The sequence below is a fragment of the Xanthomonas sp. BRIP62415 genome, assembly GCF_003993515.1.
GTDB classification, from domain to species: domain Bacteria; phylum Pseudomonadota; class Gammaproteobacteria; order Xanthomonadales; family Xanthomonadaceae; genus Xanthomonas; species Xanthomonas euroxanthea.
Genome location: NZ_QEZH01000023.1, coordinates 795326 through 814092 on the forward strand (window position 1 = coordinate 795326; position 18767 = coordinate 814092).

An 18767-nucleotide genomic window follows, 5' to 3' on the forward strand; every position below is an offset into this window, starting at 1 on the left:
CGCGGCAGAAGGCACGACAACGCTAGCGCGTATAGAGGCCGGGAAAATAGCGCTCCATCAGCGACTGCGGAGACAGCGGCGGGGTGAAGCCGTAGCGCGCATACAGGCCGTGCGCATCGCTGGTTGCCAGGCTGAAACGGCGCAGCCCCTGCAGATCGGGGTGCGCCATGACCGCGTCCATCAATTGCTTGCCATAGCCCTTGCCCCGGTGCGCGGTCAACACGAACACATCGCCCAGGTACGCAACGGTTGCGTAGTCGGAAACCACGCGCGCAAAGGCGACCTGCCTGCCCTCCAAGAACCCGCCAAAACACAGCGAATTGGCGATGGAGCGCTGTACCACCGCAAGCGGGATGTCCCTGGCCCAGCTGGTGTGCTGCGCCGGGTAGCGATGGATCAGCGCGATATCGAGCGCGGATGGATCGGTGGAGACACGCAGCGGCGACATGACACTAGCTCCGGGACGGTGAGGCCTCAGGGTAGCGCCTGCGAGGGCAGCAACAACAGGGCACACAGCACCAGCATGAATCCCGCGATCGCCGCATCCAGCACACGCCATGCGCGCGGATCGCGAAAAGCCGGCTGCAACAGACGCGCGCCATAGCCCAGCCCGGAAAACCACGTGATGCTGGCCAGGCACGCGCCCGACGCGAACGCCCAGCGCAACGGACCCGGGTAACGCGCAGCCAGACTGCCGAGCAGCAGCATCGTGTCCAGATAGACGTGCGGGTTGAGAAAGGTAAAGGCCAGGCACGCCAGCATGGCGCGCTGCCAGCGTTGCGCGCCGGTCTGCGCCGGCGCCAGTGCGCTGGTGCCACGCCAGGCCCTGCGTGCAGCCAGCGCGCCATATGCCGCGAGAAATGCAGCTCCCGCATAGCGAAGCACCTGCAACAACTCCGGCCATTGCGTTACCAGCACGCCGATCCCGGCCACGCCCAGCACGATCAGCGCGATGTCGCCGAACGCGCAGATCGCCACCACCAGACCGACATGCTGGCGCTGCAGTCCCTGCCGCAGCACGAATGCATTCTGCGCACCGATTGCAATGATGAGACCTGCGCTGGCGATGAAGCCAGAGATTGCGGCTTGAAGTAACACGAGCACCTCCCGGATCACAGGCGCCAATGCTGGGCGTTCCGCTGCAATTAGGAAAACTAAATCTTCTGTATCCTGCTTAGAATTTCTAATCCCGCCGGACGCCATGGATCTGCTGCATCCGCAACTGGCTGCATTCGCTGCCGTTCTCGAGGAAGGCAGCTTCGACGCCGCTGCGCGGCGGCTGTCGGTGACGCCGTCGGCAATTTCGCAGCGGGTCAAGGCATTGGAAGACCGGCTCGGCCAGGTACTGGTGATCCGCAAGGCTCCCTGCCGCCCTACTCCGGCCGGCGAGCGCCTGCTGCGCCGCGTGAAGCCGATGCAGGTACTGGAGTCCGAAGCGATTGCCGATTTCCTTCCCGGCGACAGCAACGCCGGGCATCCGCGCACGCTGGCCATCGCCGTCAACGACGACTCGCTGCAGACCTGGTTCCTGGCGGCCTTGTCGGCGCTGCATCGCGCACATGGTTTTCTGTTCGATGTGCAGATGGACGACCAGGACCACACCCTGGAGTTGTTGCGATCGGGCGCGGTGCTCGGCGCCGTCACTGCCGAGCGCAAGCCGTTGCAGGGCTGCAACGTGCAAGCGCTGGGAGTGATGCGTTATCACGCCATCGCATCGGCCGCATTCGTTGCGACGCACTTCACGCAGGGCTTGAGTGCAGCGGCTCTCGCGCGCGCACCGATGCTGGTGTTCAACCGAAAGGACACGCTGCAAACCCGCTTCGTCCGCCGCATCACCCGCGTGCAGGTGGCGCCGCCGATCCACTACCTGCCAACCTCGACCGGCTTTGTCGAAGCTGCCGCACGCGGACTCGGCTGGTGTCTGGCGCCAGAATCGATGGTCACCCCCGCCGTGCGTGACAGGCAGGTGGTCATCATCGATCCCGGCCGCTGGCTCGATGTGCCGCTGTACTGGCAGTGCGCAGCAGTGCGCTCGCGCGCCCTGCAGCAACTTGGCCAGGCCTTGCGCAAGGCGGCGGCCGCGAGCCTGCGCTGAGACCGGCCGTGCCGCACGCGAAGCGGGCAGGCACCTCCGAAGCCCGAGGCGCGCAACTGCCGGCAGGATGTCGCACCGAATTGACGTGCAGATACGGTCGCTACCCTGCCCGCGCGCGCTTGGCACAGCCGCGTTGCCCGGCATCGCGCTGCCGCCGCAGCAGCGACCGGCTCGCCGTGCCACGCCGAGCCTGCTAGCCTTTCCGCCTATTCCGTTGTGATTGCCGATCCGTCATGAAAAAAGCCGTTGTTCTGTTGTCCGGGGGCATGGATTCCGCTGCCGTCATCGCGCTTGCGCAGGAGCAGGGGTTTGCCGTGCATGCCCTGAGCGTGCGCTACGGCCAGCGCCATACCTCCGAGCTGGACGCCGCCGCGCGCGTGGCCGCGGCGCAGGGGGTGATCGCGCACAAGGTGGTGGACGTGGACCTGCGCAGCATCGGCGGCTCGGCGCTCACCGACGACATCGACGTGCCCGACGCCGGTGGCGACGGCATTCCGGTCACCTACGTGCCGGCGCGCAACACCATCATGCTGTCGCTGGCGCTGGGCTGGGCCGAGGTAATCGGCGCCAACGACCTGTTCTGCGGCGTCAACGCGGTCGATTATTCCGGTTACCCGGACTGCCGGCCCGAATTCGTGCGCGCCTTCGAAGTGCTGGCCAACCTGGCCACCAAGGCCGGCGTGGAAGGCGCCGGCCTGCGCGTGCATGCACCGCTGCAGTTCCTCAGCAAGGCCGACATCGTGCGTGAAGGCGTGCGCCTGGGCGTGGACTTCGGCCTGACCGTGTCCTGCTACCGCGCCGACGCCGACGGACGCGCCTGCGGCCACTGCGACGCCTGCCGCCTGCGCGCGGCCGGTTTTGCCGACGCCGGCGTCCCGGACCCCACCCACTACGCCATTTCGCCTTGACGCCGGTGTAGGGTAGAATGCGCACCCCGGCGCGCTGCCGGGACAGTGGGCCGTTAGCTCAGTCGGTAGAGCAGAAGACTTTTAATCTTTTGGTCGATGGTTCGAATCCATCACGGCCCACCAATCAGATCAACAACGTAAAGGGCGCCCAGGGCGCTTTTTTTGTGCCTGCGGACAATCCACCGGCAACTGCGCAGCCATGGAACGTGCTGCACGGCCACGCGGTTGGATGGGGTGCAGCGCCTATCGCAGCGCGCGCGGCGCCACCCAAGCCGGCCCCTCCCGCCCGATCACGCTGCGCCGGCCGTCAGGTCCCGGGCCCGGTGCTGGCGGCCGTGTCACTCCCGCTGATCACCTGGCTCGCGTCTTCTGGACACGCGATTGCACGCGCCGCGTTCGTCGCGCGGCCCCGACGGCGCGCGCCTGCTTGCGCAGCCACCTGAGCACGTCCACTGCCGCGTCCACACGCATGCAGACATGCAGGCGGCCCAGCACGACGCTCTGCGCATCGCTGCCCGGCAAGACCTCATCAAAGCCAGTGGCTTCGCAGGCGATCAGGACAGGCGACGCATCGGGCCGCGCGTCGGAATGCAGCATCGCCAGCACATAGCCCTGCATCGCCTCGACGCTGAGAACCACACCCTCACAGACGCGGAATTGCCTGTTGGCGCTCATCGCTGCATCTCCGAGGGGCCATCGACGCCAACGATCACCGCAACCAGACGACGGTAGGCAGACGTAAGCGGGTGAACGGGTGTGCTGGGGCCTTCGCCGCGCGGCGTCAGGTTGAAAGAGGCTGCACGGTTCCATTCGAATGCGTTGGCGGCCGGATCGAAATGGTGGACGATCTGGCGCGCAGCAGATGCGGGCATTTCATGGGTGTCGTAAGACATGCTGGATTCCTTTTGTGTTTTGGAATCCGCCACCCAGACGCCAATCGGGGTGGCGGACGGTACGCGGTTGGCGTGCCGGCCAAAAGGAACCGGTGGGCCTTGCGGCCCCCGCGCACCGCCCGCCGTAGAGCTGGCCGGCATGCGCCCACAGTGATGCGGGCGGTAAAAAAGCGCCGTGCATCGATCGATGGGCGCTGGTGCGCCTTTTGGTTCGGGACGCCAATCCCGGTCGCCGAATGGGCGGCGACGCTGGAATACTCGCTCCGCCGCTTGGCGCCTGTCAACGTAAAGACACACCGCCGCGACGACGCGACGGTTGCGACGCAACGCGGCGAAAGCACTGCCCGCCGAGCCAGCAAAACCTGAAACTCCGGCACATCCCGCTGGACGATCGGCTGGGCCGATGCGGTTGCGCCCATATGTCACACGCCCTGGCGGGAGCGAACCGGCGCCGCAGCAAATGCGAATTCACATGCCGCGCCACGTTTCCTATCGTTGCTGGCTCAACGACACGCGAGCGCAACGCCATGAGCAACATCGAAAAAGCCGGCACGTTTCTTCTTGGAGATCGCAGCGTCGCCCGCATCGGCTACGGCGCGATGCAGCTCGCGGGGCCCGGCGTGTTCGGCCCGCCCAAGGATCGCGAAGGCGCGTTGGCGGTGCTGCGCGACGCGATGGCGCACGGCGTCAACCATATCGACACCAGCGATTTCTACGGGCCGCACACCACCAATCAACTGATCCGCGAGGCACTGCATCCCTACCCGCAGGCGCTGACCCTCGTCACCAAGATCGGCGCCGCCCGCGGCGCGGATGGTTCCTGGCTGCCGGCCTTCTCGCCACAGCAACTGGTCGAGGCGGTACACGACAATCTGCGTAATCTGGGGCTGGAAACGCTGGAGGTGGTCAACCTGCGCGTGATGTTCAAGACGCAGGAACCGGCGGAAGGCTCGATTGCCGAACAGCTGGAGACCCTGATCGCGCTGCAGCGCGATGGCCTGGTGCGGCACATCGGCATCAGCAACGTCACCGCAACGCAGGTGGCCGAGGCACGCGCCATGACCGACATCGTCTGCGTGCAGAACATGTACAACATCGCGCATCGGCACGACGACGCCCTCATCGACGCGCTCGCGCGCGATGGCATCGCCTACGTGCCGTTCTTCCCGCTCGGCGGTTTCTCGCCGTTGCACTCGTCCACGCTCGCCGCTGTTGCCGGGCGCCTGGCCGCAACCCCGATGCAGGTGGCGCTGGCCTGGTTGCTGCAGCGCTCGCCCAACATCCTGCTGATTCCGGGAACCTCGTCGGTGGCGCACCTGCGCGCCAATCTGTTCGCAGCGGAACTGAAACTGCCGGCCGATGCCGTCGAAGAATTGAACAGGATCGCTGCGTAGACGCGCACCGCTGCCTCCCGCCGGGCAGCGCGCCGAGCGCCGGATCGGAGCGGCCAACGCAACATCGCCAGTGCTCGCCAGGCGGATGCGGACGGCGCGTCAGCACGCACGGTGGACGCTTGGCAGACGCCGATGCCGGGTATCGGGTACGCCTGCCTGGCGGTACGCGCAAGCGTCGTGTCGGTCGCGCCTAGCGCCCCGGTTCGTCGTTCCACAGCAGCTTGTGCAGCTGCATCTGGAAGCGTACCGGCAGGCGGTCGGCCACGATCCAGTCGGCCAGCTGCCGCGGCGTCACTTCGCTCTTGCTGGGCGAAAACCACACCGTGCAGCGGCGGTCCAGCGCATGGGTCGCGACGATCTCGCGCGCCCATTCGTAATCGGCGCGGCTGCAGATCACGAACTTGATCTGGTCGCGTGCGGTCAGCAGCGGCAGATTTTCCCAGCGATTGCGCGCTTGCTCGCCGGATGCAGGGGTCTTGATGTCGACCACGCGCGAGACGCGCGGATCGACCGCCGACACGTCCAGCGCGCCGGACGTCTCCAGCGAGACATCGAAGCCGGCATCGCACAGTGTCTGCAGCAGCACCAGGCAGCGCTTCTGCGCCAGCGGCTCGCCGCCGGTCACACAGACATGGCGCACGCCGTGGCCGGCGACCTCGGCAACGATCGCGTCGATGTCGTGCCATTCACCGCCGTGGAAGGCGTAGGCGGTATCGCAGTAGTGGCAGCGCAGCGGGCAACCGGTCAGACGCACGAACACGGTCGGCCAGCCGGCGGCCTCGGCTTCGCCTTGCAGGGACAGGAAGATTTCGGTGATCTTCAATCGCGGCAACGGCGACTGGACGATCTCGCTGGGGACGGCGGCGGCGTTCATGGGCAAAGTATGCGCCACGCCCGAAGGCGCGAACGCAACACGGCTCAGCGCAGTTGCTGGCCGAGACGGATGGACTGCAGACGCTCCTGGGCCACGCGCGCTGCGTCGGAGCCGGGATACTGCGTTGCGACCTGCTGCAAGGTCTGCTGGGCTTCGTCGTTCTTGCCTTCGCCATACTGCGACAGGCCAAGCTTCAACAGGCCGCCAGAGGCCTTGTCATGCGTGGGATAGCGGCTGACCAGATCGCGGAACTGCGCCTCGGCCAGCTGGAAATTTCGGGTGGCGTAATAGCTTTCGCCCAACCAATACAAGGCATTTGGGGTGTAGACGCCATTGGGATAGAGCTCGAGAAAGCTCAAAAACAACTGCGAGGCATCGTCGTACTTGCCGTTCTTCAATGCATCGAAGGCGACGTTGTAGGCAGTGCGTTCGTCATTACTGACGGCCATCGTGCCTGGATCGCCATGCACGCTGGGCGGCTTCTCGGAAGTTGCCGCCGCTGCAGGCCGCGCGGCAGGAGCCGGGGCCGGTGTGACGCTGCCGGTGGGCGATGGCAATGGCGGCGTTGCGCCACCTGCCCCTTCCAGCCGGTTCAGGCGTCCGTCCAGATCCAGATACTGGTCCTTGGACTGCTGCTTGAGTTGTTCGTTGTCGTGCTGCAGCTGCTCCACGGTCGCTCGCAAGCCCTGCAGGTCCGAACGCGCCTGCTGCAGCTGATTGAGAAGATCGTTGTTGGCCTGGCTGTTGGCCTGCTGCTGCTCAAGCACGGCAACACGATCAGCGAGACTGGCTCGCTGCGCGTGCGCCGGCGCGGCGACCACAAGGGCCGCCGCGACGAACAGGGATGTCACTCGAAAGCGCATCGCTTCTTACTGAGCCGTGTACACGATTTCAACGCGACGGTTCTGCGACCAGCAGCTTTCGCTGGTTTCGGTGCAGACCGGACGCTCTTCGCCGTAGCTGACCACGGTCAGCTGGCTGGCGGAACCGCCGGCAGCCTGCAACGAGGACGACACGGCATTGCCGCGACGCTCGCCCAGACCCATGTTGTACTCGCGCGAACCGCGCTCGTCGGCATTGCCCTGCAGGGTGATGCGCGAGGACGGACGGTCACGCAGGTACTTGGCGTGGCACGCCATGATGGCCTGGAATTCCGGCTTCAGGGAGTCCTGATCCAGATCGAAGTAGACAACGCGCTGGCGCAGGCAGGCATCGGTATCCAGGTCGCCCGGGCCGTACAGGCCAGAGGTGGACGGGCCGGTGGGAACGGAGGAACCAGCGGTGGTGTCAGTCGCAGGAGGCGGAGTTTCCTTCACCTTCTTCGAACAACCGGCCAGCACGGCAACGGACAACAGGGAGACAAGCAAGACGCGGGTGGACTTGTTCATGGGATACCTATGGAGGCTCTGGGCCAATGAGTGGTTTAACGCAGCGAAATATTAACATTAATGCGCGGTTCGGTAAGGCCCCCATGCGGGTTCTCTCACATCGCCATCGGCCAGGACCAGACGCTGGCGGACGCGAGCGTCGGCGGAGACGGCGTAGAGCACGCCACGGCCACCCTCACGTGCGGCGTACAGCACCATGCTGGCGTTCGGCGCGAAGCTCGGCGACTCGTCCAGCGACCCCGGCGAGAGCGTGCTCCAGCTCGGCGAACCCAGGCTGCGATCCATCATGGCGATGCGGTAGCTATTGCCGCTGCCCTGCGCCACGGCGATCTTCTTGCCGTCAAAGGACACGCTGGCGGTGGCGTTGTAGTTGCCCTGGAAGGTCACGCGGTTGGCGCTGCCGCCGCTGGCAGAGACCTGATAGATCTGCGGACGACCGCCGCGATCGGAGGTGAAGTAGATGCTGCCACCATCCGGCGCCCAGGTCGGCTCGGTATCGATGCCGAAATGGTTGGTCAGCTGGGTCAGCTGCTTGCTGCCCAGGTCCATCACGTAGATTTCCGGGTTGCCGCTGCGCGACAGTGCCAGCGCCAGGCGACGCCCGTCCGGCGAGAACGACGGCGCACCGTTGATGCCGCGGAAGCTGGACACCAGTTCACGCGCGCCGGTGGCGATGTCCTGCAGGTAGATCGAGGAATTGCCGCGCTCGAAGCTCACATAGGCCAGCTTCTTGCCGTCCGGGCTCCAGTTCGGCGACAGCAGCGGCTCGGCCGAACGCACGATGGTCTGCGGGTTGTAGCCATCCGAATCGGCCACCATCAATGCATAGCGCATCGCGCCACCCTTGCCGCTGGCGGTCACGTAGGCAATCCGGGTCCAGAACGCGCCGCGCACGCCGGTGATCTTCTCGTAGATCGCATCGGCCATCTGGTGCGAGACATCGCGCATCGCGTTGGCGCGCGCAGTCATCGCCAGGCCGAGCAGGCGCTCGCCCTTGGCCACGTCGAACAGTTCGTACTCCACGCGGTAGGCGCCTTCGCCGGCATCCATGACGCGGCCGACCACGATGTAGTTCTGCTTGAGCGTGCGCCAGGTCTGGAACTGCACCTCGGTGCCACGGGTCGGCTTTTCGACGATCTGCGCAACCGGCAGCGTGCGGAACTGGCCGGAGCGGTCCAGATCGGCGCCGACGACGGCAGACACATCGGTCTGTGGCGCAGTACCGGAACCTTGGTACGGCATGGGCACGACGGTGATCGGTGTCGCCGAGGCGCTACCGCCCACGATATCGATGGTGAGCCCTTGCTGTTGCGCAAGTGCGCTCAGCGGCAACAACAGGGCGGTCAAGGCAGCTAGCCAACGCAGCGGTTTTTTCATGGACGGCTCGGATCGGGCAGGAAAAGTGTGCAAGGGATACCAATCAGCGAGTGAACATACTCGCAATCGTGAACGAGACAGCGTGAAAACGGAGCGAGTGGTCCACCAGCAGGCGCTTGCGTGAGTCTAGAGCGAGCGGGCTTGCGGCGGCGCGCCCGCTCGGTTGCCCGGCAGACCTGCACCAGGCAGTGGATCGCTACCGCTTCCCCGCCGAGGCACAGCGCAGGCTGTGCTGCCGCGCCCCGGCCACCCGTGACCTGTGCTTACTGGTCCTGGGCGGTGAACACAAACGTCAGGTTGCGCTGGAAGACCGACTCGAATCCGCGATACGGCAATGGCTGGGCGCTCAGCACCGCGGCCTCGATCGAGCGCTGGCCTGCCTCGTCGTACGGGCAGCCCGGCGCGACCTTGGCTTCCATCACGCTGCCGCCGGGCAACTGGCGGATGTTGATGGTGCACTTCTGGCCCGGCGGCACCGACGGCGGGCGCACCCACTGCGCCAGCACCTTCTGCTGGATCGCCGCGGCGTACTTGGCCGACAGATCGGTGCTGGTGCCGCCCTGCCCTGCGGTCGGTTGCGCGCTGGCGGCGGCAGCCGACGAAGCCTGCTGCGCGCGCGCGGCGGCGACCTGGCGCAGCTTCTGCTCGGCCAGCGCGGCCTCCTTGGTGGCCTGCTCGCGCTGGCGGCGGATCTCGGCGATCTTCTTCTCGCGCTCGGCATCGGCGGCAGCCTGTTGCGCGGCGGCCTGCTTCTTCTTGGCGTCGGCTTCTTCCTGCTGCTTGGCCAGGCGCAGTTTCTGCTCGGCCTCTTCCTGGCGCTTGCGCTCGGTCAGGTCGATCTGCTCCTGGCGGCGCTTGGCTTCCTGCTCCTGCTTGGCCTTTTCCGCCGACAGTGCCAGCGCATCGACACGGTCCTGGTCGACCTTGTCGGGTTGCGCCACGCGCTCCTGTGCCTGCGCCTGTTGCGGCGTGGGCGCATCCTGCGGACGCGGCTCGGGAATCGGCTGCGGCGGCGGCACGGTATCTTCCGGCGCGGGCTCGGGCAGCGGCGCGGGCGGTGGCGGTGCCTCCACCGGCGTGGCCTTCAGCGCCTGGCGCGCGACGCGTGCTTCGGCCGCGGACACGTCCAGCGAGGCTTCCATGCTGGGATCGCCCGCCGCCGGCTCGACCGAGCGTTCGGGCGACCACAGCCAGCCGGCAATGAACACCAGCGCGACCAGCACGTGCACGACCAGGGCAAGCATGACCGGTCGCAGCCAGCCATCCTCGCGTGCGGTCTGGGTGGGGAGTGCGTCAGCGTGCATCGCTGCCTGCAGTGCCGCCGGAGTCGGAGATCAGGCCGACCTTCTCGACCTTGGCCTGCTTGAGCACGTCGATGGCGTCCATGATCTTTTGATACGGCGCGGCGCGATCGCCGGCCACCACGACGCGCGCGTCCTTGTCCTGCGCCACGATCGCGGCCAGCTGCGCCTGCAGCGCGGCCACGTCCATGGCCTGCGGCTTGCCCTTGGGCAGCTGCAGGGCAAGCTGGCCGTCGGCAGCGACCACCACCACGACCGGATCCTGCTTGCTCTCCAGCGCCTTGGCGCGCGAGCTCGGCAGGTTCACGTCGGTACTCAGGGTCAGCAGCGGTGCGGTCACCATGAAGATGATCAGCAGCACCAGCATCACGTCGATGTACGGCACGACATTGATGTCGGATTTGAGCTTGCGCTTCTTACGGCGGGAAATACCGGAAATCATCGCGGAACGTTCCTATTGATCCCCCGCACATGGATGTGCGGGCTCTTGCGGCGGACTCGCCCATCCAATCCCTCGCACACGCGGGTGCGAGCTGTCGCGCGTGGCTGGCCTGCCCAGTCCCTGCGCAGCGGGAATCGGGCATGAGCGGCTGCCACACCGGCCACGTCCGCGCACCGGGGTGTGCGGGCCATGGCAGGGGATTGGCCTACCTGCCGGCTGTCGCAGGGCGCGCGCATCACTCGTCCGCGCCGGCCTGGCGCTGCAGGATCGAGCTGAACTCGTCGGCGAAGGTCTCGTAGCGCACCGACAGCCGTTCCACGCGTGTGGTGAAGCGGTTGTAGGCCCACACCGCGGGAATTGCCACGAACAGGCCGATGGCGGTGGCGAACAGGGCTTCGGAAATACCCGGCGCCACGGCCGCGATACCGGCCTGCTCGCCGCTGCTGACCATGTCGTGCATGGTCACCATGATGCCGAACACGGTGCCGACCAGGCCGACGTACGGCGCGGTGGAGCCGATGTTGGCCAGCAATTCGAGATTGCGCTCGAGCTGGTCGACTTCGCGGGTGAAGGCGGTGCGCATGGCACGCTGCGCGCCTTCCAGCTGCACCCGCCCGTCCAGCCGGCGGCGGTCACGCAGCCGCGAGAACTCGCGGAAGCCGCTCTCGAACATCGACTCCAGGCCGCCGACGGTGCGGTTGCGGTCGGTGGCCGATGCGTAGAGCTTGGCCAGATCGGCGCCGGACCAGAAGCGGTTTTCGAACTCGTCCGCCTCGCGGTTGGCCTGCTTGAAGGCGCGCGCCTTGCGGAAGATGATCACCCAGCTGATGAACGAGCCGATCAACAGCAGCAACACGATGATCTTGACCGGGATACTCGCCCGCAGGATCAGATCGACATAGTTGATGCTGCTGTTGTGCGCCACGCTGGCGGTCTGTGCCGCAGCGGCGGCAACGTCCTGCGGTAGTGCTTCCACTACCGTGTCCTGCAGGGCCAGGAGCAATGCAATCGACATCCGTTTGTTCCTCAGTAATCGGATTCTGGGGTTTCTAGAGCTTTCAACACGTCATACAGCGCATCGTCCATCCCGCGCGGGCGAAAGTCGCTGGTGCCGAGTGCGGCAATGCGCACCTCGGCGGTCAGCAGCACTTCGCCCTCGCGACGTACCGACTGCGCAAACAGCAGGCTGGCCCGTCTGCATCGCAGCAACACTGCCGACACTGACAGCGCATCGTCGAGCCGGGCCGGCTTGAGGAAATCCAGTTGCATCGAGCGAACCGCAAACACCAGCTCGTGCTGCTGGCGCAGGCGTTCCTGCCCGTAACCGGCCGCGCGCATCCATTCGGTGCGCGCACGCTCCATGAAGGCGACGTAGCGCGCATGGTAGACCACCCCGCCGGCGTCGGTATCTTCCCAGTACACGCGTGTCGGCCAACTGAATACTGGCGGAAAATCGGGAGACGGGAATCGGGCGTCGGCGGTCATGGGCACGGAGGGTTGGTCGAGACGGGCCGGGCGAGCGACAAACGGAGCACCATCAGAACAGCTCTCCCGGCTCGCCGATGCCCGGGGCGCGATCGCGCGGCGGCTTCAGGCCCAGGTGCAGATAAGCCTTGGTGGTGACCATGCGGCCGCGCGCGGTGCGGATCAGAAAGCCCTGCTGGATCAGATAGGGCTCGATCACGTCTTCCAGCGTGCCGCGCTCCTCCGACAGCGAGGCGGCCAGCGATTCCACGCCGACCGGACCGCCGTCGAAGTGTTCGACGATCACCCGCAGCATGCGCCGGTCGAGCTCGTCGAAGCCTTCCGGGTCGACCTTGAGCATCTGCATCGCGGCCTGCGCCACCGGCAGATCGATATGCCCGGCGGCCTTGACCTGGGCAAAGTCGCGCACCCGCCGCAGCAGCCGGTTGGCGATACGCGGGGTGCCGCGCGCGCGGCGGGCGATCTCGGCCGCGCCTTCGGGCGTGCAGTCGATGCCCAGGATGGCCGCCGAGCGAATCACGATGCGGGTCAGTTCCTGCGGCGAATAGAACTCCAGCCGCTGCACGATGCCGAAGCGGTCGCGCAGCGGTGCGGTCAGCAGGCCGGCACGGGTGGTGGCGCCGATCAGGGTGAATGGCGGCAGGTCGATCTTGATCGAGCGCGCGGCCGGGCCGTCGCCGATCATGATGTCAATCTGGAAATCTTCCATCGCCGGATAAAGCACTTCTTCCACCACCGGCGAGAGGCGATGGATCTCGTCGATGAACAGCACGTCGTGCGGCTGCAGATTGGTCAGCAGCGCGGCCAGGTCGCCGGCCTTTTCGATCACCGGGCCGGAGGTCGAGCGCAGGTTCACGCCCAGCTCGTTGGCGATGACATGGCTGAGCGTGGTCTTGCCCAGGCCGGGCGGGCCGAAGATCAGCACATGGTCCATCGCCTCGCCGCGCGCCCTGGCCGCTTCGATGTAGATCTCCATCTGCTCGCGCACCGGCTGCTGGCCGAGATAGTCGGCCAGGCGCTTGGGCCGGATGCTCGCATCGGCGGCATCGTCTTCGCGGGTGGCATTGCTGGCGATGATGCGGTCCATTAAGGCGGGGATTGGGGATTGGTCATGCGGGATTGGCAGCTAGCTAGTATGGGCTGCGAGGCGCCTCCGGCGCTACGCTCTTGCCAATCCCGATTCCCCAATCCCCAATCCCGGGCCGCCGCAGGCGGCCTCAGATCTCGACCTGGGCGCCCAGCTCGACCAGGCGGTTGCCGGGGATGCGGAAGAAGCCGGTGGCCGGGGCGGCATTGCGATGCATCAGCGCGAACAGCTTGTCGCGCCAGATCGGCATGCCGCGGTTGGCGCTGGCCACGATGGTCTCGCGGCTGGCGAAGAAGGTGGTGTCCATCGGGTCGAAATGGATGCCGCCCTGGTCGCAGGAGCGCATCAGTGCCAGCGGCACGTCCGGCGTCTCCATGAAGCCGAAGCGCACATAGACGCGGTAGAACTCGTCGCCGATCGATTCGATCTGCAGGCGCTTGTCCGCCGGCGCATACGGGATCGGCAAGGTATCGACGTTGAGGAAGATGTTGCGCTCGTGCAGCACCTTGTTGTGCTTGAGGTTGTGCATCAGCGCATGCGGCACCACCATCGGGTCGGCGGTGAGGAACACCGCCATGCCCGGCACGCGCGCCGGCGGGGCCAGCATCAGGCCCGGCAGGAAGCTGTCGATGCGGATGCCGTCCTTGCGGATTTCCTCGCGCAGCAGCGCACGGCCGCGGCGCCAGGTACGCATCAGGGTGAACACCACAATCCCCAGCGCCAGCGGGAACCAGGCGCCCTGCAGCAGCTTGGCACCATTGGCGATGACGAACGCCAGCTCGATGAAGAAGAACACCACGCACAGCGGCAGCACCCAGTTGCGCCAGCGCGGCCACAACGAGCGCGCCACCAGCGCCAGCAGCAGGGTGTCGATCAGCATGGTCATCGACACCGAGATGCCGTAGGCCACCGCCAGATTGGTGGAACTGCGGAAGATCAGCACCAGCGCGATCACCATCACCATCAACAGCCAGTTGATGCCGGGCACGTAGATCTGGCCGATGGTGGTGCGCGAGGTGTGCTTGATCAGCATGCGCGGGATGTAGCCCAGCTGCATCGCCTGGCGGGCCACCGAATAGGCGCCGGTGATGACCGCCTGCGACGCGATCACGGCCGCCAGCGTGGCCAGGATGATCATCGGATACAGCGCCCAGCCCGGCACCGCTTCAAAGAACGGGTTCTTCAGCGCGGAGGGGTGATTGAGCACCAGCGCGCCCTGCCCCAGGTAATTGAGCAGCAGCATCGGCAGCACGAAGAAATACCAGCCGTGGCGGATCGGCCTGGCGCCGAAGTGGCCCATGTCCGCATACAGCGCCTCGCCGCCGGTCACCGCCAGCACCACCGCGCCGAGGATGAACACCCCGTGCCAGCCATGCTCCATGAAGAAGCGGATCGCCCACCACGGATTGAAGGCCTTCAGCACTTCCGGCGCATCGATGATGTTCCAGGCGCCGATCGCCCCCAGCGACAGGAACCACAGGCAGGTGATCGGCCCGAACACCTTGCCGACCTTTTCGGTGCCGAAGCGCTGCACCATGAACACCACCAGCAGCACGATCACGGTGATCGGCACGATGAAGGGATGCAGGCTGGGCGCGGCGATTTCCAGGCCTTCCACCGCGCCCATCACCGAGATGGCCGGGGTGATCACGCCATCGCCGAAGAACAGCGAGGCGCCGAAGATGCCGAGGATGCCGACCACGTACGCCGAGCGCGAGCCGTTGCGCATGGTGCGCTGGGTCAGCGCCATCAAGGCCATGATGCCGCCCTCGCCCTCGTTGTCGGCGCGCATGATGATGGTCACGTACTTGAGCGTCACCGTGACCATCAGCGCCCAGAACGCCAGTGACAGCACGCCCAGCACGGTGTCGTGATCGCTGGTCAGCCCGTAGTGCGGCGAGAACGCCTCCTTGAGGGTGTACAGCGGACTGGTGCCGATATCGCCGAAGACGACGCCGATGGCGCCGATGACCAAGGCCATATGGCTATTGGCAGGCGCATGGCCGTGGCCAGCTGCGGAAGTGGGGGTCTGGGACATGAAGTGGGCAGGGTATCGCCAAGTGGCGTGAAGGAGAGGAAGACAGCGCAGCCTAGCGGAGCGCGGCCTGGAGGGCCTTGCGAATGACCGTGGCGACTTCGTCGCCTTCTGCCCCGGCCTCGCGTGCCATGCGTGCGGCCTCGGCCGGCTTGTAACCCAGTTGCTGCAACGCCACCGTGGCTTCGGACACCGCATCCGGGCCGAGCTGGCCGGTGATCGGCGCACCGCTGCTGAAGTCGGCGGCGCGGTCGCGCAGCTCCACCACCATACGCTCGGCGGTCTTCTTGCCGATGCCGGGGATGCGCGTCAGCGCGGTGATGTCGCCGCTGGTGATCAGGCGGGCGAACTCGTCCACGCTGACCCCGGACAGCACCGCCAGCGCGATCTTGGCGCCGATGCCGGTGACCTTCTGCACATCGCGGAACAGCCTGCGCTCGCCTTCGCGCAGGAATCCGTACAGCGACACGCTGTCTTCCTTCTGCGCGTAGTGGGTGAACAGGATCACGTCGCGGCCAACATCGGGCAGGTCGTAGAAGGTGCTCATCGGCGCCTCCAGCTCGTAGCCCACCCCGCCCACGTCGATCACCAGCCACGGCGGCTGCTTGTAGGCCAGGATCCCGCGCAGGCGGCCGATCATTGGGCACCGCCGGGGCGGTACCGGGATTGGGGAATCGGGAATGGAGAATCGTAAGAGCGCGCGCTGCTCTGGACTCTGCTGTTGCAATTCCCGATTCCCGATTCCCGAATCCCGATTCTCATTTCTTGCGGCTCCAGGCCTGTTGGGTATTGACGCCCAGGCGCTGCGCAGTGGCGCGCACGTGGGCGTGGGTGATGGCGACCGCCAGCGCGTCGGCGGCGTCGGCCTGCAGCTTGCCTTTCAGGTTGAGCATGATGCCGACCATGTGCTGGACCTGCACCTTGTCCGCCCCGCCCTTGCCGACCAGCGCCAGCTTGATCTCGGTGGCAGCGTACTCGTGCACCGGCAGGTCGCGCAGCACCACCGCGCAGATCGCCGCCCCGCGCGCGTGGCCGAGCTTGAGCGCGGAATCGGCGCTTTTGCCCATAAACACCTTCTCGATCGCCACTTCCTGCGGCCGGTAGGTCTCGATCACCTCGCCCAGCCCGTGCAGCAGGCGCTTGAGCCGCTGGGCGAAGTCGCCCTCGCCCAGCAGCACCAGCGGCGCATGATAGACATGCCGGCTGCGACCGCTCTCATCGACGTCGATGATGCCGATCCCGGTCCGCTGCGAGCCGGGATCGATGCCCAGGATGCGGGTCATCGCGCGGCCGGGAATGGGGAGTCGGGAATCGGGAATGGGTAAAGCAGCCTCCTGGCGTGCCCGACGCTGCCGGGCAATACAGGGTGCAGCTGTTTCAATTCCCGATTCTCCATTCCCGATTCCCGGCGCTTCAAGCGCCGAGACTCGACTGGTCGACGTTCGAATACACGTCCTGGACGTCGTCCAGGTCTTCGAGCATGTCGAGCAGCTTGCGGACCTGCACTGCGGTGTCGCCGTCGACGGCGATGTCGTTTTCGGCGCGGAAGGTGATTTCGGCGTGGGCCGGCTCCAGGCCGGCGGCGGTCAGCGCCTGCTTGACCTGGGCGAAGGCCTCCGGGGCGGTCAGTACGTCGATGGCGCCGTCTTCCGGATAGACCACCACGTCGTCGGCGCCGGCTTCGATGGCCGCGTCGGTGAGGGTGTCTTCGTCGGTGCCGGCGGCAAAGCTCAGCACGCCCAGGCGCTTGAACATGAAGGCCACCGAGCCGTCGGTGCCCATGTTGCCGCCGCACTTGCTGAAGGCATGGCGCACGTCGGCCACCGCGCGCACGCGGTTGTCGGTCAGGCAGTCCACGATCACCGCCACGCCGCCGGGGGCGTAGCCCTCGTAGCGCACTTCCTCGTATTCCACGCCTTCCAGCTCGCCGGTGGCTTTCTTGATGGCGCGCTCGATCACGTCCTTGGACATGTTCGCCGACAGACCCTTGTCCACCGCCACGCGCAGGCGCGGATTGTTGGACGGGTCGCCACCGCCGCCGCGCGCGGCGACGCTGATCTCGCGAATGATCTTGGTGAACATCTTGCCGCGTTTGGCGTCGGAGGCGTTCTTGCGGCCTTCGATGGAGGGGCCTCTACCCATGGGTGGTTCCAGACTGGCTTGAATGACAGGGCGCGAATTTTACCTGATTGCTCGCCCGCACCGGGGCGGCGGCGTTCAGTGGCCGAACCGGCCGTGGCGCAGGAAGCGCAGCACCTGCTGCGCGGCCTCGGGCGAGCGCAACAGACCGCTGTGGCTGGCCTGCACCACGCAATGGTCGCGCAGCCCCGGCAGGCGGGTTTCAGCCAGCGCCACGGTGCCGTCCGAGCCGCCGTCCAGCGGCGCCAGCCAGCGCCCCACCCCGCGCGCGACGGTGCCGGCGACCTGGCCGATCTCCGCCTCGCCCTCCCAGTGCGCGACACCGTGCTGCAGCAAGGCCGCGCTGCGCCCCAGCGCCCAGCGCCCGCCGCGCCGGGCCAGGCCGCGCGCGGCGGCGCTGCCGCACAACGGCGAGCCCAGGCAGACCACCCGGCGCACCGGCAAGGCGGGCGCCGCGCGCAGCGCCTGCAGCGCGACCAGCCCGCCCAGGCTGTGACAGACCAGCCACTGCGCGCCGGTCGCCTGCAGGCGTTCGATCAGCCGCGGCACCGCCTGCGCCGGACCGCCGAGCACGCTGGCGTAGCCGAACAGCGCCGGCGCCAGGCCCTCGGCACGCAGCCGACGCGCGAGCGGCAACAGCCAATGCGCGGTATTCCAGACGCCGTGCACCAGCAGCACGTCGGCGGTTGCGGTCGCACGTCGCGCACCCGCTGGCATCGGCGTGCCGCTCAGTCGGCCGCAATGCGCGGATTGCGGCGCAGGATGAATTCGCGGTCGAGGATCTTGCCGACCGGGAAATCGTACTCGCCCACCTTTTCGAAACCGTAGCGGGCGTAGAAGCGTTGTGCGCCGAAATTCTCCGACCACACGCCGATCCACAGCGTGCGCGGGCCGTCGCGCTCCAGCCATTCCAGCGTGGTCTCGAACAGGCGGCTGCCCCAGCCACTGTTCTGGTAGTCCTTCAACAGATACAGCCGTTTGAGCTCACCGTCGCCGGGACGCACGTCCTGGTGCGGCAGCCCGCAGGGCCCGGCGGCGGCGTGGCCGACCAGCAGGTTGTCCATCTCCAGCAGCCAGATCGCATAGTCCGGATGCGCCAGCACGATGCGTGCGCGCTCGACCGCGTAGGTCTCCTGCAGGAAGCCGTGCAGATCCTCTGGCGGGTACAGATGCCCGAAGGTTTCGGTGAACGTCTGCGCAGCCAGCAGCGACAAGGCTTCGGCATCGTCCGGTGTGGCGCGGCGGATGCGGGTCATGCGGGCGTCTCATGCCGGGGGGACGTGGCAGCTTCGCGCATGCGGCTTCGTTGCCGCAAGCGGGGAATGGGGAATGGGGAATGGGGAATGGTG

22 protein-coding genes and 1 tRNA gene are annotated in these 18767 nt (G+C 66.8%); 4 read left to right on the forward strand and 19 right to left on the reverse strand.

Going from position 1 to position 18767, the window contains the following annotated elements; all coding sequences use genetic code 11:
• Positions 1 to 22 precede the first annotated feature (22 nt).
• Positions 23 to 448: a GNAT family N-acetyltransferase gene (locus EO141_RS11185; protein ID WP_127169197.1), complete on the reverse strand. Its 426-nt coding sequence runs from the start codon at positions 446 to 448 to the stop codon at positions 23 to 25.
• A 26-nt stretch (positions 449 to 474) separates the two neighbouring features.
• On the reverse strand, positions 475 to 1098 hold the full coding sequence (locus tag EO141_RS11190) for a LysE/ArgO family amino acid transporter (RefSeq protein ID WP_127169235.1): 624 nt from the start codon (positions 1096 to 1098) through the stop codon (positions 475 to 477).
• Positions 1099 to 1201: 103 nt separating this feature from the next.
• Here EO141_RS11190 and EO141_RS11195 point away from each other — a divergent pair, with 103 nt between their 5' ends.
• The 3 genes from EO141_RS11195 to EO141_RS11205 all read left to right on the forward strand — a co-directional run bounded on the left by EO141_RS11195 (position 1202) and on the right by EO141_RS11205 (position 3126).
• Positions 1202 to 2095: a LysR family transcriptional regulator ArgP gene (locus tag EO141_RS11195; RefSeq protein ID WP_126944876.1), complete on the forward strand. Its 894-nt coding sequence runs from the start codon at positions 1202 to 1204 to the stop codon at positions 2093 to 2095.
• A 233-nt stretch (positions 2096 to 2328) separates the two neighbouring features.
• On the forward strand, positions 2329 to 3003 hold the full coding sequence (gene queC, locus EO141_RS11200) for a 7-cyano-7-deazaguanine synthase QueC (RefSeq protein WP_016904340.1): 675 nt from the start codon (positions 2329 to 2331) through the stop codon (positions 3001 to 3003).
• Between the two features lie 47 nt (positions 3004 to 3050).
• Positions 3051 to 3126: transfer RNA gene (locus tag EO141_RS11205), tRNA-Lys, on the forward strand.
• 228 nt (positions 3127 to 3354) lie between these two features.
• Here the strand turns inward: EO141_RS11205 and EO141_RS11210 are convergent.
• Both EO141_RS11210 and EO141_RS11215 read right to left on the reverse strand, forming a co-directional pair.
• A complete protein-coding gene (locus EO141_RS11210) occupies positions 3355 to 3678 on the reverse strand; it encodes a hypothetical protein (RefSeq protein WP_164739163.1) in 324 nt (107 codons plus the stop codon).
• Positions 3675 to 3896 (reverse strand): hypothetical protein, encoded by a 222-nt coding sequence (locus EO141_RS11215; RefSeq protein WP_127169198.1) that lies wholly within the window; start codon positions 3894 to 3896, stop codon positions 3675 to 3677. The genes EO141_RS11210 and EO141_RS11215 overlap by 4 nt, the downstream gene beginning before the upstream one ends.
• Positions 3897 to 4423: 527 nt before the next feature.
• Between EO141_RS11215 and EO141_RS11220 the strand changes: the two genes are divergently transcribed.
• The gene (locus EO141_RS11220) at positions 4424 to 5290 is read left to right on the forward strand and encodes an aldo/keto reductase family oxidoreductase (protein ID WP_127169236.1); all 867 of its coding nucleotides are present in this window, start codon (positions 4424 to 4426) and stop codon (positions 5288 to 5290) included.
• Between the two features lie 190 nt (positions 5291 to 5480).
• On the opposite strand, the gene queE is transcribed toward EO141_RS11220, so the two are convergent.
• From queE to EO141_RS11295, 15 genes are all read right to left on the reverse strand, one after another.
• On the reverse strand, positions 5481 to 6164 hold the full coding sequence (gene queE, locus EO141_RS11225; RefSeq protein WP_127169199.1) for a 7-carboxy-7-deazaguanine synthase QueE: 684 nt from the start codon (positions 6162 to 6164) through the stop codon (positions 5481 to 5483).
• A gap of 44 nt (positions 6165 to 6208) precedes the next feature.
• Positions 6209 to 7027 (reverse strand): tol-pal system protein YbgF, encoded by an 819-nt coding sequence (gene ybgF, locus EO141_RS11230; RefSeq protein ID WP_104584696.1) that lies wholly within the window; start codon positions 7025 to 7027, stop codon positions 6209 to 6211.
• 6 nt (positions 7028 to 7033) lie between these two features.
• Positions 7034 to 7552 (reverse strand): peptidoglycan-associated lipoprotein Pal, encoded by a 519-nt coding sequence (pal, locus tag EO141_RS11235; RefSeq protein ID WP_016904129.1) that lies wholly within the window; start codon positions 7550 to 7552, stop codon positions 7034 to 7036.
• A gap of 57 nt (positions 7553 to 7609) precedes the next feature.
• Positions 7610 to 8929, reverse strand: a complete 1320-nt coding sequence (gene tolB, locus EO141_RS11240) for a Tol-Pal system beta propeller repeat protein TolB (RefSeq protein WP_104584698.1) — start codon at positions 8927 to 8929, stop codon at positions 7610 to 7612.
• A gap of 263 nt (positions 8930 to 9192) precedes the next feature.
• Positions 9193 to 10233 (reverse strand): cell envelope integrity protein TolA, encoded by a 1041-nt coding sequence (gene tolA / locus EO141_RS11245; RefSeq protein WP_104584700.1) that lies wholly within the window; start codon positions 10231 to 10233, stop codon positions 9193 to 9195.
• Positions 10223 to 10672 (reverse strand): protein TolR, encoded by a 450-nt coding sequence (gene tolR, locus EO141_RS11250; RefSeq protein ID WP_016904126.1) that lies wholly within the window; start codon positions 10670 to 10672, stop codon positions 10223 to 10225. Before tolR ends, tolA begins: the two co-directional genes overlap by 11 nt.
• Positions 10673 to 10907: 235 nt before the next feature.
• Positions 10908 to 11687 (reverse strand): protein TolQ, encoded by a 780-nt coding sequence (gene tolQ, locus EO141_RS11255; RefSeq protein WP_016904125.1) that lies wholly within the window; start codon positions 11685 to 11687, stop codon positions 10908 to 10910.
• Between the two features lie 11 nt (positions 11688 to 11698).
• A complete protein-coding gene (ybgC, locus tag EO141_RS11260) occupies positions 11699 to 12157 on the reverse strand; it encodes a tol-pal system-associated acyl-CoA thioesterase (RefSeq protein ID WP_104584702.1) in 459 nt (152 codons plus the stop codon).
• Positions 12158 to 12209: 52 nt separating this feature from the next.
• Positions 12210 to 13244, reverse strand: a complete 1035-nt coding sequence (gene ruvB, locus EO141_RS11265; RefSeq protein WP_104584704.1) for a Holliday junction branch migration DNA helicase RuvB — start codon at positions 13242 to 13244, stop codon at positions 12210 to 12212.
• 130 nt (positions 13245 to 13374) lie between these two features.
• Positions 13375 to 15282, reverse strand: a complete 1908-nt coding sequence (locus EO141_RS11270) for a potassium transporter Kup (protein ID WP_115677218.1) — start codon at positions 15280 to 15282, stop codon at positions 13375 to 13377.
• Between the two features lie 52 nt (positions 15283 to 15334).
• A complete protein-coding gene (gene ruvA / locus EO141_RS11275; protein ID WP_023904818.1) occupies positions 15335 to 15919 on the reverse strand; it encodes a Holliday junction branch migration protein RuvA in 585 nt (194 codons plus the stop codon).
• A 118-nt stretch (positions 15920 to 16037) separates the two neighbouring features.
• Complete coding sequence (gene ruvC, locus EO141_RS11280) at positions 16038 to 16562, reverse strand: crossover junction endodeoxyribonuclease RuvC (protein WP_127169200.1); 525 nt, start codon at positions 16560 to 16562, stop codon at positions 16038 to 16040.
• A 130-nt stretch (positions 16563 to 16692) separates the two neighbouring features.
• Entirely contained in the window at positions 16693 to 17421 is a 729-nt protein-coding gene (locus EO141_RS11285) for a YebC/PmpR family DNA-binding transcriptional regulator (RefSeq protein WP_104584708.1), read from the reverse strand.
• Between the two features lie 75 nt (positions 17422 to 17496).
• Entirely contained in the window at positions 17497 to 18135 is a 639-nt protein-coding gene (locus EO141_RS11290; RefSeq protein WP_180496727.1) for an alpha/beta hydrolase, read from the reverse strand.
• An 11-nt stretch (positions 18136 to 18146) separates the two neighbouring features.
• Positions 18147 to 18674 (reverse strand): N-acetyltransferase, encoded by a 528-nt coding sequence (locus EO141_RS11295; protein ID WP_104584710.1) that lies wholly within the window; start codon positions 18672 to 18674, stop codon positions 18147 to 18149.
• Positions 18675 to 18767 lie beyond the last annotated feature (93 nt).